The 15,168-nt window shown below is 59.1% G+C and carries 14 protein-coding genes; 9 read left to right on the forward strand and 5 right to left on the reverse strand.

Features of this window, described 5'->3' with window-relative positions:
• The first annotated feature begins 381 nt into the window (after positions 1–381).
• The 3 genes from hrpB (at position 382) to K7A42_RS09715 (ending at position 4,859) form a co-directional block, all read left to right on the forward strand.
• A complete protein-coding gene (gene hrpB / locus K7A42_RS09705; RefSeq protein ID WP_153776887.1) occupies positions 382–2,868 on the forward strand; it encodes an ATP-dependent helicase HrpB in 2,487 nt (828 codons plus the stop codon).
• Between the two features lie 26 nt (positions 2,869–2,894).
• Positions 2,895–4,202, forward strand: coding sequence for a two-component system sensor histidine kinase ActS (gene actS / locus K7A42_RS09710; protein ID WP_081093539.1), 1,308 nt, complete (start codon positions 2,895–2,897; stop codon positions 4,200–4,202).
• Positions 4,203–4,271: 69 nt separating this feature from the next.
• Complete coding sequence (locus K7A42_RS09715; protein WP_035208068.1) at positions 4,272–4,859, forward strand: ActR/PrrA/RegA family redox response regulator transcription factor; 588 nt, start codon at positions 4,272–4,274, stop codon at positions 4,857–4,859.
• A gap of 4 nt (positions 4,860–4,863) precedes the next feature.
• Here K7A42_RS09715 and K7A42_RS09720 read toward each other — a convergent pair whose 3' ends face one another.
• The gene (locus tag K7A42_RS09720; protein ID WP_004444350.1) at positions 4,864–5,349 is read right to left on the reverse strand and encodes an MmcB family DNA repair protein; all 486 of its coding nucleotides are present in this window, start codon (positions 5,347–5,349) and stop codon (positions 4,864–4,866) included.
• A gap of 184 nt (positions 5,350–5,533) precedes the next feature.
• Between K7A42_RS09720 and K7A42_RS09725 the strand changes: the two genes are divergently transcribed.
• Positions 5,534–6,247: a L,D-transpeptidase gene (locus K7A42_RS09725; RefSeq protein WP_006700126.1), complete on the forward strand. Its 714-nt coding sequence runs from the start codon at positions 5,534–5,536 to the stop codon at positions 6,245–6,247.
• Positions 6,248–6,323: 76 nt separating this feature from the next.
• On the opposite strand, the gene K7A42_RS09730 is transcribed toward K7A42_RS09725, so the two are convergent.
• The 4 genes from K7A42_RS09730 to hslV all read right to left on the reverse strand — a co-directional run bounded on the left by K7A42_RS09730 (position 6,324) and on the right by hslV (position 11,681).
• Positions 6,324–8,492, reverse strand: coding sequence for a malate synthase G (locus K7A42_RS09730; RefSeq protein WP_282455082.1), 2,169 nt, complete (start codon positions 8,490–8,492; stop codon positions 6,324–6,326).
• A 119-nt stretch (positions 8,493–8,611) separates the two neighbouring features.
• On the reverse strand, positions 8,612–9,577 hold the full coding sequence (locus K7A42_RS09735; RefSeq protein WP_006700124.1) for a DUF1402 family protein: 966 nt from the start codon (positions 9,575–9,577) through the stop codon (positions 8,612–8,614).
• Positions 9,578–9,775: 198 nt separating this feature from the next.
• A complete protein-coding gene (gene hslU, locus K7A42_RS09740; RefSeq protein WP_004444342.1) occupies positions 9,776–11,083 on the reverse strand; it encodes an ATP-dependent protease ATPase subunit HslU in 1,308 nt (435 codons plus the stop codon).
• Positions 11,084–11,156: 73 nt separating this feature from the next.
• Positions 11,157–11,681, reverse strand: a complete 525-nt coding sequence (hslV, locus tag K7A42_RS09745; protein ID WP_004444336.1) for an ATP-dependent protease subunit HslV — start codon at positions 11,679–11,681, stop codon at positions 11,157–11,159.
• A gap of 201 nt (positions 11,682–11,882) precedes the next feature.
• Between hslV and hisB the strand changes: the two genes are divergently transcribed.
• The 5 genes from hisB to hisF are packed head-to-tail and all read left to right on the forward strand — an operon-like array spanning position 11,883 to position 15,166.
• Positions 11,883–12,479 carry an imidazoleglycerol-phosphate dehydratase HisB gene (gene hisB / locus K7A42_RS09750; protein ID WP_022555327.1) on the forward strand — a complete coding sequence of 199 codons (597 nt, stop codon included), beginning with the start codon at positions 11,883–11,885 and terminating at the stop codon, positions 12,477–12,479.
• 22 nt (positions 12,480–12,501) lie between these two features.
• Entirely contained in the window at positions 12,502–12,996 is a 495-nt protein-coding gene (locus tag K7A42_RS09755; RefSeq protein ID WP_004444333.1) for a DUF2628 domain-containing protein, read from the forward strand.
• Between the two features lies 1 nt (position 12,997).
• Entirely contained in the window at positions 12,998–13,648 is a 651-nt protein-coding gene (hisH, locus tag K7A42_RS09760; protein WP_004444331.1) for an imidazole glycerol phosphate synthase subunit HisH, read from the forward strand.
• A 1-nt stretch (position 13,649) separates the two neighbouring features.
• On the forward strand, positions 13,650–14,393 hold the full coding sequence (gene hisA / locus K7A42_RS09765) for a 1-(5-phosphoribosyl)-5-[(5-phosphoribosylamino)methylideneamino]imidazole-4-carboxamide isomerase (protein WP_282455083.1): 744 nt from the start codon (positions 13,650–13,652) through the stop codon (positions 14,391–14,393).
• The gene (gene hisF, locus K7A42_RS09770) at positions 14,390–15,166 is read left to right on the forward strand and encodes an imidazole glycerol phosphate synthase subunit HisF (RefSeq protein WP_282455084.1); all 777 of its coding nucleotides are present in this window, start codon (positions 14,390–14,392) and stop codon (positions 15,164–15,166) included. Before hisA ends, hisF begins: the two co-directional genes overlap by 4 nt.
• The last annotated feature ends 2 nt before the right edge of the window (positions 15,167–15,168 follow it).

Here is a 15,168-nt window from a genome sequence, read left to right on the forward strand (position 1 = left end):
ATTCCTTGATTTATTTAGAACGAAAGACTTCGTCGCCAGCAGCGCCGCCGCCCTCGTTCAGTGAGCGGACTTATAAATCCATCACCTCAAACAAGTCAACACACCTACCGTCAAAAAACTGACATTTTTGGTAAGTTGTTGAAATATATTAGGATAATTAGCCATTTATGCGAAAACCCACAGAATGCGCCAAATCCCGCGAGCGTTTTGCTGCGCACCGGCCATCTGCGCCTTTTAAAACGTCCGAGCCTTCCCGCGGCGACCGCCATTTTGCCGGTGGCATATCTTCGAAAGCGGCGTGGCCGGCTGTCAAACCGTCGTGTCGTGCATTAAAACAACAAGAAGACGCTCATATGCTACCCTAATACCAGGCTCCTTTGCATGACCAGAACACCAGCGCCAATAAAGACCGACTTACCTGAACTTCCCGTCAGCGCTGTTCTCGCGGAAATCGCAGGTGCCTTGTCGGGGGCGAGACGTGCGGTTCTCTCGGCCCCTCCCGGGGCGGGCAAAACGACGCTGGTGCCGCTTTATCTCCTACAGCAGAGGTGGCGGGGCGACGGAAAGATCATTCTTCTCGAGCCACGCCGGCTTGCGGCCCGCGCAGCGGCGGGACGCATGGCCGATCTCCTGCATGAAGATGTCGGTGACACCGTCGGATACCGCATGCGGCTCGACAATCGTATTTCATCAAAAACCCGGATCGAGGTGGTAACGGAAGGCGTATTTGCCCGGATGGTTCTGGATGATCCCGAGCTTTCCGATGTCTCGACGGTGATATTCGACGAATTTCATGAGCGCTCGCTCGACGGAGATTTCGGGCTGGCGCTGGCCCTCGACGTCCAGGCCGGTTTGCGTGAGGACCTGCGGATCCTCGTCATGTCCGCAACTCTCGACGTTGAGCGCATCAGTGCGCTTATGGGTGGCGCTCCGGTCATTCAAAGTCTTGGAAGGACCTTTCCGATCGACATTCGTTACGAGGAACGCTGGCAGGGCATGCCGGTCGATGAAAAGGTGGCAAGGGCGGTTAAGGAAGCCCATGCATCGGAAACGGGGTCCATTCTGGCCTTCCTGCCCGGACAGTCGGAAATTACCCGGACGGCCGCAAGGCTGGAAGGACATTTCCCCGACGATACGGATATCATCCCGCTTTACGGCAATCTTTCTCAGAAGGAGCAGGACGCCGCAATCAAGCCGGCAGCCTCCGGGCGACGGAAGATTGTCCTTGCAACATCGATAGCGGAGACCTCGATAACCATCGATGGTGTGAGGGTCGTGGTCGACAGCGGTCTGCAGCGGTTGCCGGTTTTCGAACCGGCGACCGGCATCACCAGGCTTGAGACCGTGCGAGCATCACGCGCCTCGGCCGATCAGCGCGCCGGCCGCGCCGGCCGAACCGAGCCCGGTGTTGCCATTCGCCTCTGGCATCAGGGGCAGACGGCAGCACTCAGTGCATTTACGCCGCCGCAAATTTTGGCGAGCGATCTTGCCGGCCTTGCGCTCGATCTTGCCCATTGGGGTGTTCATGACCCCTCGTCTCTCGCCTTTCTGGACGCGCCACCTGAGGCTGCCCTCAAAGAATCGGTCGCACTCCTGAAAAATCTTGGCGCCCTTGATGAAAGCGGCGCAGTGACGCCGCAGGGCCGCCTGATGCGAGGCCTCTCCCTGCCGCCGAGGCTCGCAGCGATGGTGATTGCAGCCGCAGGCGAAGGCTCGGGAAAAAAGGCGGCGATGCTTGCGGTCATGCTGACGGAACAGGGCCTGGGCGGAAATGATATCGATCTCGATGACAGACTGCGGCGCTTTCTTGCCGATAGAGGTGAAAGGGCGCAGGCGGCGCGCAAGCTGGCTTTCCGCCTTCTCGACACAGTCGGTGATATGCCGGCGGCAAACGACCTGCCGAGCGAGGCAGGACCGCTTCTGCTGCACGCATATCCGGACAGGATCGCGCTTCAGCGCGGCGCGCGCGGCCGGTATGTCATGGCGAATGGCCGCGGGGCTGAACTGGCTGAAACGGAGCGGCTGGCGGCGAGCCGAATGCTTGTTGTCGCTGACATTACGGGACGAGCCGCGCAGCCGCGCATCCTTGCGGCGGCCGGCATCGACAGGGCCGATATAGAAGAGCGTATGCCACATCTTATCGTTCAGCAGGATCAGCTGCTGTTCGACAAGGCGAGCGGACAGGCGCGGGCGCGTCGGGTAGTGCGTCTGGGCGCCATCATTCTGGACGAAACGCCCCTGCCCCGTCCCGACGGTGAGCAGGCAGCGCAAGCGCTCGCCAACGGCGTTCGGGATTTCGGCATCGGCATACTTCCTTTTTCGAAAGAGACCGCGCAATTGCGCGATCGGATCGGATTTCTGAATGCCAGCATCGGAGAGCCCTGGCCGGATGTCAGCGACGAGGCGTTGCTTTCGCGGCTGGACGAATGGTTCATCCCTTTTCAGCATGGCGTCCGGAGCCTTCAGGACATCCGGCCCGGCAGTCTTTCCGAAGGGATTCTGTCCCTGGTGCCACATGAGGTCGCCCGAGATCTCGGCAGGCTGGCGCCGACCCATTTCGAAGCGCCGACGGGCCAGCGGCATCCCATCCGCTATGACGCCAGCGAGCCGACGCTTTCCATTCGCGTGCAGGAGCTTTTCGGGCTGAAGGCGCACCCGGCCATTGCGCAGGGGCGGTTGCCGCTGCTCCTGGAATTGACGTCGCCGGCGCACAGGCCGATACAGACGACGCGTGATCTTCCCGGCTTCTGGGCGGGATCGTGGAAGGACGTGCGGGCAGATATGCGTGGTCGCTATCCGCGTCATCCGTGGCCGGAGGATCCCGCCGATGCCCTGCCGACCAGCCGTGCGAAACCGCGCGGAACGTGATGATGACAAGGGTAAAGGAGACGAAGGTGGCTGGCCATCCGATCGAAACCACCAGGCTTGGCCGCGCCAGCCGCAGGATAAGGTTGCAGACCATTGTGTGGCTTCGCTGGCTGGCGGTTGCGGGACAGACGGCGACGATCCTGCTTGTCGCCTTCGGGCTGAATTTTCCGCTGCCACTTTTGGCCTGCGGCCTTTTGATCGCGGCGCTGGCGCTCGCCAACCTTTTTCTCACCGCCCGTTTTCCCTCCACCTACCGGCTGGAGCCGTGGGAAGCGACATTGCTGCTGGCCTTTGACCTTTTGCAATTGACGGCGCTGATCTATATCACAGGCGGACTTTCCAATCCTTTCGCGCCGCTGATCTGCGTGCAGGTCATCATTGCCTTTGCCTCCCAACCGTTGCGGCATTCCCTCATTCTCCTCGGCTTTGCCGTCATCTGCTCGACGGCGATCGCCTTTTCGCCCTTTCCGGTTCCCTGGTATCCGGGTGAGGTCTTGCCGATCCAGCTTCTGCTGCATGTCGGCACCTGGGTGGCGATCATTGCCACCACGTCTTTCGCAGCTTTTTATGCCTATCGCGTTTCCCACGAAGCCAATCAGCTCGCGGATGCGCTGGCTGCGACCGAACTGGTGCTGGAACGGGAAAAACATCTTTCACAGCTCGACGGCCTGGCGGCCGCCGCAGCGCACGAGCTGGGTACGCCCCTTGCGACCATCAGCGTCGTCGCCAAGGAGATGGAGCGGGAACTTGGGGATGATGAGAAATATGGCGAGGACATAGCGCTGCTGCGCAGCCAGAGCGAAAGATGCCGCGACATTCTGCGTCGTCTCACCTCCCTGTCCGCCGACAATGAGGAGCACATGCGCCGCCTGCCGCTTTCATCGCTGATCGAGGAGGTAATGGCGCCGCATCGCGAATTCGGCATTCGTCTGGAACTGGTTGAAAAGAACAATCGCGCCGACGAGCCGGTCGGAATCCGCAATGCCGGCATCATCTACGGCCTTGGCAACCTCATTGAAAATGGCGTGGATTATGCGCGCGAAAAAGTCACCGTAACGGTGGATTACGATCATCAGAACGTTGCAGTCATCATTGAAGACGATGGGCCAGGTTATGCCCATGACGTGCTTGCCCGTATCGGCGAGCCCTATGTGACCGAACGTCACAATGACACACGTGCAGGTGGGCTCGGGCTCGGGCTCTTTATCGCCAAGACCTTGCTGGAGCGCTCCGGCGCCACCGTCGCGTTCGAAAATCGCGGCACAACCGGAACCGGCGCGCGGGTCACAATCGTCTGGCCTCGGGCGCTCATGGAGGATAAAAGAAGCCGTTGACTTTACCATTCACGCTGAAGCGGCAATAAGAACAAGATAAGCCGATGACGTTGCCGGAAGGCCGGAGACATGAAGACAGAAGACCAGACCTCATCCAAAAGCGCGCCGGCGGACGATATCGATCCTATCGGACCTGACAAATCTCTGCTGATCGTTGATGACGATGGCCCTTTCCTGCGGCGGCTTGCCCGGGCCATGGAGACACGTGGCTTTATTGTCGACACTGCCGAGACCGTGAGCGAAGGCATCGCGCGTTCCAAGGCTGCGCCGCCGAAATATGCGGTTGTCGATCTGCGGCTTGCGGATGGCAACGGGCTGGAGGTGATCGAAGCCATCAGGCAGAACCGCGACGACACGCAGATCGTCGTTCTGACCGGCTACGGCAATATCGCCACCGCTGTTACCGCCGTAAAGCTGGGGGCGCTGGACTATCTGGCCAAGCCTGCCGATGCCGACGACGTGTTCAACGCCCTGACGCAGCGCAAGGGTGAAAAGACGGAAGTGCCCGAAAACCCGATGTCAGCCGACCGGGTTCGGTGGGAGCACATTCAGCGCGTTTATGAAATGTGCGAGCGCAACGTCTCGGAAACGGCGCGGCGACTGAACATGCACCGAAGGACGCTGCAGCGTATTCTCGCGAAGCGCGCGCCCAAATAAGCGCCTATTCGCCAAAGCTGCGCCCGGTGGTCCATTCCGCCAGCATAAGCCGGGTCGCAGCGGTTCTGGAAAAATCCAGCATGACAGATTTGCGGGTCGCCGGCGGCAATTTATGTTCCGGCGCGTCGCGAAGCATGTGAGCGCCATACCCATCCGACAGTATCAATCCGCATTCCTCCGGGAATATATCGGTTGGAACTTCCGGATGGGTGGCAAAAAACAATCGATCGCAATGCAGGCGGTATTCCGGCCATTTGCGATCGACGCGGAAATCCTCGATCGAGGATTTGATCTCGATGATCCAGATTTCACCCTTGACCGACAGGCTGATGAGATCTGCCCTTCGCCCGCTTGCAAGCGGCAGTTCCGGCAAGACCGAGTGGCGCATTTCGTGCAAGAGCACCTGCACGCCGCGGCGCACCAGCATCGCCTTGTCCGACTGGCGGCCGTCGATTAACGGATTATTGTTGGTAACGGAAAGAATAGTCATGGATAAAGGCTGCTGAAGCGTTTGGCCTATTGTTGCAAAAAAGGCAATCAACCGGCAATTTTAAATGCGGTGCCGTTTCGCGGCTGCACAACGGCTTGCCAAGAGCGGCTGAATGGAAAATAACCGATTTATCCTATTAAGCCTACTCCTTCGCACAATTTGGCGAATTTTCCGCGAGAACGACATGCGCATCCGTACCCCATTGACCATACTCGGTCTGACGGCAGCACTGGCACTGGCCGGCTGCGCCGAAACTACCTCCCAATCCGCCACTCCAACATCAGGCAAGATCGCAGCCTCCGTACCGGTTGCTGATCCCGTTCCGGCGAAAGTCGAGACGGTGCAGATCTTCAATGATGTTTATGGTCCGGTGACCGATGCGGGCTATGCGCTGCCGGCCATTCCGATCAACCGTGTGAATGAGAAGTACCGTCGCCAGATCGTCGAGTTCCAGACCAACGAGCGTCCCGGCACGATCATCGTCAATACGCGCGATCGTTTCCTTTATTATATCCTCTCCGGCAACCGCGCCGTGCGTTACGGCATCGGCGTCGGCAAGGCTGGTTTCGCCTGGGCCGGTGAAGCCTATGTGGCCTGGAAGCAGGAATGGCCGATGTGGCATCCGCCAAAGGAAATGGCAGACCGCAAGCCGGAAGTGGCGAAATATGTCGAGGCCGGCATGGGCCCCGGCCTTTCCAACCCGCTCGGCGCGCGCGCCATGTATCTCTTTAACGAAAAGGGACAGGATACGCTGTTCCGTATCCACGGTTCGCCCGAATGGGCCTCGATCGGCACCGCCGCTTCTTCCGGCTGCATCCGCATGATCAACCAGGATGTGATCGATCTTTACAGCCGCGTCCGCCCAGGCCGCAGCACCAAGGTCGTCGTGATCCAGTAAGGGCCGCAACAGCAGATCAAGAAAAAGCCGCCGGGAAACGTCCCGGCGGCTTTTTTACTGGTGAAAAGGGCGGAGATTACGCCGCCTGCTTTGCCTTCAGCTCGAGGCGGCGGCGGTGCAGGACCGGTTCAGTGTAGCCGTTCGGTTGCTCCCGGCCCTTCAACACCAGTTCGACAGCAGCCTGAAAGGCTACCGATCCTTCAAAGTCAGACGCCATCGGCAGATAGGCCGGATCGCCTGCATTCTGCGCGTCGACCACAGCCGCCATGCGCTTCATGGTCTCGACGATCTGCGCCTCTGTCACGACGCCGTGGCGCAGCCAGTTCGCCATGTGCTGCGCTGAAATGCGAAGCGTCGCGCGATCCTCCATCAGACCGATATTGTTGATGTCTGGTACCTTGGAGCATCCGACACCCTGATCGACCCAGCGCACGACATAGCCTAGAATACCCTGCGCATTGTTGTCGAGTTCACGCTGGATTTCTTCCGGCGTCCAGTTGGGACGCGGCGCAACCGGCACTGACAGAATGTCGGAAAGCTTCGCACGGCCGCGGCTTTTCAGCTCTTGCTGAACAGCGGCGACATCGACCTTGTGATAATGCGTGGCATGCAGCGTCGCAGCGGTCGGCGACGGCACCCATGCGGTGTTGGCGCCGGCCTTCGGATGCGCAATCTTCTGCTCCAACATCGCCGCCATCAGGTCGGGCATGGCCCACATGCCTTTGCCGATCTGCGCATGGCCGGAAAGACCGCATTCTAGCCCGATATCGACGTTCCAGTTTTCATAAGCGGCGATCCAGGCGGCCTGCTTCATGTCGCCCTTGCGGATCATCGGACCCGCTTCCATGGAGGTATGGATTTCGTCGCCGGTACGGTCGAGGAAGCCTGTATTGATGAAGACCACACGATCCTTCGCTGCGCGAATGCTTTCCTTGAGGTTAACAGTGGTGCGGCGCTCCTCATCCATGATGCCCATCTTCATGGTGTTTGGCTGCATGCCGACAAGCTCTTCGACCCGCGTGAAAATCTCGTTGGCGAAGGCCACTTCTTCCGGCCCATGCATCTTCGGCTTCACCACATACATGGAGCCGGCCCGAGAATTCTGGCGTCGCCCGGAAGGGCCGACGTCATAGAGTGCAATGAGCGCCGTGACGACGGCATCCATGATGCCCTCGGGTACTTCACGCCCATCCCGGTCAAGGATTGCCGGATTGGTCATGAGATGACCGACATTGCGCACCAGCATCAGCGACCGGCCCGGCAGCGTCAGCGCGGAGCCATTGGGCGCTGTATAATAGCGATCCGGGTTGAGGCGGCGTGTGAAAGTGTGGCCACCCTTCGAGACCTCTTCCGTCAGGTCTCCACGCATCAGGCCGAGCCAGTTACCGTAGACCAGAACCTTGTCCTCGGCATCGACGGCGGCAACCGAATCTTCGCAATCCATGATGGTCGTCAGGGCGGATTCAAGAATGACATCAGAGATGCCCGCCCTGTCGCCCTTGCCGATTTCGGTCGAGGGATCGATCACGATTTCGGTATGCAGACCGTTCTTGCCGAGCAGGATCGTCGCGGGCTTTGCCGCTTCCCCGGTGAAACCCTTGAATTGCGTTTCGTCCTTGAGACCGGTCCCGCCATTGCTGGCAACAAGCTGCAGCAGCCCATCGACGATCTCGAAACCGATGACATCAGACCAGCTGCCGCTCAAAAGCGGAGCGGTTTCATCGAGGAAGTTGCGCGCCCAGGCGATGACCTTTTCACCGCGCTTCGGGTTATAGGCCCTGCCCTTCTCGGCACCATCGGCATCGGAAATGGCATCCGTGCCGTAAAGTGCATCGTAAAGCGAACCCCAACGGGCATTGGCGGCGTTCAGCGCATAACGGGCATTCATGACGGGAACAACGAGCTGCGGACCGGCGACGGCAGCAATTTCCGGATCGACGTTGCTGGTTTCCACCTTGAAATCAGGACCTTCCGGCAAAAGGTATCCGATTTCCCTCAGGAATGCCTCGTATACATCGAAATCCGAGGGGGCACCGTTCTCTCGGTACCAGCCGTCGATTTTTTCCTGCAACGCATCGCGCTTGGCGAGCAGTTCACGGTTCTTCGGAGAAAGCTCGTGAACAATGGCCGAAAAGCCTTCGAAGAACGCCTCGCTGTTTAGACCCGTGCCCGGCAGGACATCTTCAGTCAAAAAGGCATAAAGCCTGTCATCGATGGAAAGGCCGAATTTATTCGTGCGGCTCACATGCGCCTCCTCTATTCTGGAAACACAGATTGGACGCGGAGGCGGGCGCTCGTCAATTGCGGCAGCCAGCCAAATATTATTTCCTTTTTGGAAACAATGCAGCCGATAGTCGCCGTTTTCTACAAAAGCGCCTGGAGATCCTTGATGCGGTCATTCACCAGCCAGCCGTAATAATTTTCCTCCGGCAACAGTGGCTGTTCCCCGCCTGCGGCGCGCTGGCGGTTCTTTTGGGCCAGAATGGCAGCGCGCTGTTGCGACCCACCGACATTATAAAGCGTGGAGGTCACGCCCGGATTCTTCGAAATGTCCATATCGGCAATCGACCGGTAATCATCGATCGATCTGCGGATAGAGGCCGCCATGAAAGCCAGCGAGCGGTCGGGGTCCATGATGGCGGTGTAGACCGCGGTGGCGTCGTTCTCGTCCAGCTTCTCATAACCCGACGTTCTCGCCACCATGTCGGACAGCATCAGCGCCGTCAGCGGATTTATTTGGCCGAGGCCGAAGGTCTGGCCGGCATAAAAGGGCTGGAAGAACACAGCACTGAAACGGTTGTTCGGATAGGTCACGCCATCGACGGTCTTGCCGCGGAAACTGTCATCCCATACATCTTCCCGGCAGTTCCAGAGACTGTAAGAATCCTTCTTCGACTGGCATTTGGAAAATTGCGAATGCGTCAGAAACTGCGCAATCGTTTCATCCTTATAGCCGAAACGGAAGCTGCTACCCGCGTAAGAAGCTGCCTTGACGTAATAAGACTGCAGCCGGTCATAGGCATCGACATTATAAGTGTGTTCGCCAACGATCGCGCCGATCATATGGATCGGATCAATCCCGTAACGCCCGGCCGTCGACTTGATCTTGGCGATCAGCGCCTTGTCAGAAGACAAAAGATCGATGACCTTCTGGTATTTGCGCTCAAAAGACGTGTTGGACGCCTTGGTTCTTTTTGCGGAAGCACCGGGAACGCCCGGTTGCTCGGCATTGCGATTGCCCGGCGGCACGACCGTTGCGGCCTCCACATAAGAAGACGCGGTGACGGTGAACGTCAAAGCAGCGGCAAATGCCAGAAGAGTTTTGCGCACGAGCGAATGCCTTTTCTCAAGCCTGCGGCTTCTGCCAGCGAAAGGTGCTGGAAAACCTGATCATTCCACTAAAACGGTTCCAATCGGAATGCAGCCCTTCCCATAAACAAAATGCGGGCTGAATGCGAGATGAGGCAGATAAAATAAAAGAGTGCGGCAAATATGGCCGCACTCTTCTTTCCTCGATCCCTGAAGTCTTCAGAGAATATAGCGCGAGAGGTCCGTATCGGCGGCGAGGTCGCCGACATGTTTACGGACATATTCCTGGTCGATCTTGACGGCGGAACCGCCACGATCCGGCGCGTTGAAGGAAATTTCGTCCAAAACACGCTCCATTACCGTCTGCAGACGGCGGGCACCGATATTTTCGACCGACGAGTTGAGATGAACGGCCACATCAGCCAGAGCATCGATGGCGTCGTCGGTGAAGTCGAGATCCAGTTCTTCCGTCGCCATCAGCGCCTTGTACTGGCGGATGAGGCTTGCTTCCGTCTCCGTCAGGATACGGCGGAAATCTTCCCTCGTCAGTGGCTTCAGCTCAACGCGGATCGGCAGGCGGCCCTGAAGCTCAGGCAGGAGATCCGACGGCTTCGCCACATGGAAGGCGCCCGATGCGATGAACAGGATATGGTCGGTCTTGACCGGCCCATATTTGGTCGAAACCGTCGTGCCTTCGACGAGCGGCAGCAGGTCGCGCTGCACGCCTTCGCGCGAGACGCCGGCGCCCATGCCGCCATCGCGGGCCGCAATCTTGTCGATCTCGTCAAGGAAGACGATGCCGTCATTTTCCACCGACTTGACCGCTTCGCGCTGGATCATCTCATTGTCCAGCAGCTTGTCGGATTCGTCGCGGATAAGGTCGGCATAGGATTTCGACACCGTCGTGCGCACCTTCTTGGTGCGTCCGCCCATGGCCTTGCCGAACATTTCCGACAAGTTGAGCACGCCAATATTGGCGCCCGGCATGCCCGGGATTTCGAAACCGGGCATGCCCGATCCGCTATCGGCCACCTCGATGTCAATTTCCTTGTCGTCCAATTCACCATCGCGCAGCTTCTTGCGGAAGCTCTCGCGCGTGCCTGGTGACGCGGTTGAGCCGACCAACGCGTCGAGCACGCGCTCTTCCGCGCTCTGATGCGCCTTGGCCTGCACTTCGGCGCGCTTCTTTTCGCGCACGAGGCCGATACCAATCTCTACAAGGTCACGAATGATCTGCTCGACATCGCGGCCCACATAACCGACTTCGGTGAACTTGGTGGCTTCAACCTTGATGAAAGGCGCGCCGGCCAACTTGGCGAGGCGGCGCGAGATTTCCGTCTTGCCGACACCGGTCGGCCCGATCATGAGAATATTTTTCGGCATGACTTCGTCGCGCAGGCTCTCATCGAGCTGCTGGCGACGCCAGCGATTGCGCAGCGCAATCGCGACCGCCCGTTTTGCATCGTGCTGACCGATGATGTGGCGGTCCAGTTCCGAGACGATTTCCCGGGGAGAAAAAGTGGTCATTCTGTCCTCTCGGCTTTCCTGTTCCGGCCGGCCATTCGGCCCGGCCCACAGGACCCATTGGTGAGAAATACGCTTACTCGGCGTCGAGCGTTTCCACGACGAGATTGTGATTGGTATAAACGCAGATATCGGCGGCGATATCGAGCGCCTGCCGGGCCACGTCTTCGGCCGACTTGTCGGTATCCATCATGGCGCGGGCGGCAGCGAAAGCATAATTGCCCCCGGAACCGATGGCGATTGCGCCGTGCTCGGGCTCCAGCACATCGCCATTGCCGGTAATGGCAAGCGTGGTGGATTTATCGGCGACCAGCATCATCGCTTCGAGATTGCGCAGATATTTATCCGTGCGCCAGTCTTTTGCGAGTTCCACGGCGGCGCGCATGAGCTGGCCGGGATATTGCTCGAGTTTCTTCTCGAGGCGGTCAAGCAAAGTAAAAGCATCGGCCGTCGCGCCTGCGAAACCGGCAATCACTTCACCCTTGCCGATGCGGCGAACCTTGCGGGCGTTGCCCTTCATGACGGTCTGGCCGAGGCTCACCTGCCCGTCGCCAGCCATGACGACCTTGCCGCCCTTTCTGACTGTAATGATTGTTGTCATCAAACACCTGTCTGCCCTGCCGGGCCTGGAGTTAACGGGCCGGGTTGCGGCCCTTTTCGGGTTCTATGTAAGTCTGGTTTTTGCGATTGCAATCATCGGGATCACACCGGGTTTTCCGCAGGTCAGCCAATACGATGGAACAACTGGATATTTGTGTCCCGTGCTGATAAGGAACGGCGACATTTTCACGGAGCGGCCAAAATGGCAGAACGTAAAGGCGAGATTATCCGCAAGACCAACGAAACTTCGGTTTCGGTGCGTGTGGATATCGACGGCACCGGCAAATCGAAAATTTCCACCGGCGTGGGATTTTTCGACCATATGCTGGACCAGCTGAGCCGCCATTCGCTGATCGACATGGAGATCGAGGTTCAGGGCGACCTGCACATCGATGATCATCACACCGTGGAAGATACTGGCATCGCCATTGGCCAGGCGATCGCGAAGGCGCTTGGCGAGCGGCGCGGTATTACCCGCTACGCCTCGCTCGACCTTGCCATGGACGAGACGATGACCAAGGCCGCCGTCGATATTTCCGGCCGGCCGTTCCTCGTCTGGAACGTCAATTTTTCCGCGCCAAAGATCGGCACCTTCGACACGGAACTGGTGCGCGAATTCTTTCAGGCGCTCGCCCAGAATGCCGGCATCACGCTGCATATCCTGAACCATTACGGCGCCAACAACCATCATATCGCCGAAACATGCTTCAAGGCCGTTGCCCGCGTTCTTCGCACGGCAACCGAGATCGACCCCCGGCAGGCAGGCCGCGTTCCCTCAACAAAGGGCATGCTGGCCTGACGCCAAAGCTGTCAGGAAGCCCATGACAAGCTATCTCGTTCTGGAAGCCCCCAACGGGCCGGACAGGGACCACAAGACGACCCGATTCATTGCCGATCGTTTCGTCTGGCTGGCTCTCTTTGCGCCATGGTTATGGCTTGCGATCAACCGGCTGTGGCTGGGGACGGCTATCGTTGTCATCGCACTCGTTGCGGCCGGACAAGTCTCGATGTTAGCCGGATTCGAACCTGCCGGAATTCTTGTTGGTTTCACGATTGGGCTCATAACAGCGCTGGAGGGACGCAATTTTCTCGTCCGGCACCTGATCCGCAAAGGTTGGACGCTGAAGTCAGTCGTTTCCGCCCCTGATCTTTCGAGCGCCGAAGACATATATTTCTCCGGTCTCTCCGAAAACGCTGACGCGGAAGAACAGCTGTCGCACCCGGTCTGGACCCCTTCGCCGCAAAAGAGCGGCGGCAAAAACTTCGTCAACGATCCCGCCGGATCGTTTCTTTTCGACTTGAATGGAAGGCGCTGACATGCGTGTCGCGATCATCGACTACGGCTCGGGCAACCTGCGTTCGGCCACCAAAGCTTTCGAGCGTGCCGCGCGTGAAGCCGGCATCAACGCAACCATCGATTTGACCGACAAGCCGGATCACGTCGCCTCGGCGGACCGCATCGTGCTGCCTGGTGTCGGTGCTTATGCCGACTGCCGCGCCGGTCTGGATGCCGTTCCCGGAATGCATGAGGCGCTCCTTGAAGCCGTCGAGAAAAAGGCGCATCCCTTCCTCGGCATCTGCGTCGGAATGCAGCTCATGTCATCCCGCGGGCTGGAAAAGACTGTTAGCACCGGGCTCGGCTGGATCGAGGGTGACGTCGTGGAAATGACGCCTGCCGATAAGAACCTGAAGATTCCGCAGATCGGCTGGAACACGCTGGAAATCCGCCACGCCCACCCCCTGTTCGACGGCATCAAGACCGGCGCGGATGGCTTGCACGCCTATTTCGTGCATTCCTATCATCTGGCGGCCAAGCACTCGACGGATGTCATCGCCACCACAAATTACGGTGGCGCGATGACGGCTTTCGTCGGTCGCGACAATATGGCCGGCGCGCAGTTCCACCCGGAAAAAAGCCAGACGCTCGGCCTTGCCCTGATTTCCAATTTCCTGCGCTGGAAGCCCTGACATGATTCTTTTTCCCGCAATCGACCTTAAAGACGGCCAGTGCGTTCGCCTGAAACTCGGCGATATGGACCAGGCCACCGTCTATAATACCGACCCCGGCGCACAGGCGAAAGCTTTCGAGGATCAAGGCTTTGAATGGCTGCATGTCGTTGATCTCAACGGTGCGTTCGCCGGCCAGACGGTCAATGGCGCGGCGGTTGATGCCATTCTGAAGGCGACGAAAAACCCGGTGCAGCTGGGCGGCGGCATCCGCACGCTCGATCATATCGAGGCCTGGCTGAGCCGTGGGCTTGCTCGCGTCATTCTCGGCACCGTGGCGGTGCGCGATCCGGTTCTGGTCATTGAAGCCTGCAAGCGTTTTCCCGACCAGGTCGCCGTCGGTATCGATGCCAAGGGCGGCAAGGTTGCGGTGGAAGGCTGGGCGGAAGCCTCCGAACTCGGCGTGATCGAGCTTGCCAAACGTTTCGAAGGTGCCGGCGTCGCGGCCATCATCTACACCGATATCGATCGTGACGGCATTCTGGCCGGTATAAATTGGGCCTCGACGCTGGAACTGGCCGACGCCGTCTCCATCCCGGTCATCGCGTCCGGTGGTCTTGCCTCCATCGACGACATCAAGCGCATGTTGCAGCCGGATGCGGCAAAGCTCGAAGGCGCGATTTCCGGCCGCGCGCTTTATGACGGCCGTATCGATCCGGCGGAGGCGCTCGCCCTCATCAAGGCCGCAAGGGAGGTACGCGTATGACCCTAAAAGCCCGCGTTATTCCCTGCCTGGATGTGAAAGACGGCCGTGTCGTCAAGGGCGTGAACTTCGTCGATCTGATCGACGCCGGCGACCCGGTCGAGGCGGCGAAAGCCTATGATGCGGCAGGCGCGGACGAACTCTGCTTCCTGGACATTACCGCCTCTTCGGATAATCGCGACACGATATTCGATGTGGTTTCGCGCACGGCCGATCATTGCTTCATGCCACTGACCGTCGGTGGCGGCGTTCGCGCCGTCGCCGACATCCGCAAGCTGCTTCTGTGCGGGGCCGACAAGGTTTCGATCAATTCCGCAGCGGTCAAGGATCCCGACTTCGTGGCGCAGGCGGCCGACAAGTTCGGCAACCAGTGCATCGTCGTTTCCATCGACGCCAAGCGGGTTTCGAAGGATGGAGAAGAAGGCCGCTGGGAAATCTTCACCCATGGCGGCCGCCAGCCGACGGGTATCGACGCCGTGGAATTCGCCATCAGGATGGTCGAACGCGGCGCTGGCGAATTGCTCGTCACATCGATGGACCGCGACGGCACAAAGAGCGGTTACGATATCGGCCTGACGCGCAGCATTGCCGATCAGGTTCGAGTCCCCGTCATCGCTTCGGGGGGCGTCGGCACACTGGACGATCTGGTGGCAGGGGTTCGGGATGGCCATGCGACTGCGGTGCTTGCCGCTTCGATCTTCCACTTCGGCACTTATTCGATCGGTGAAGCCAAGAACTACATGGCCGAGCATGGCATCGCCATGCGTCTCGACTGATT

The organism is Agrobacterium sp. InxBP2 (assembly GCF_026191755.1).
In the GTDB taxonomy this organism is placed as follows: Bacteria; Pseudomonadota; Alphaproteobacteria; order Rhizobiales; family Rhizobiaceae; genus Agrobacterium; species Agrobacterium pusense.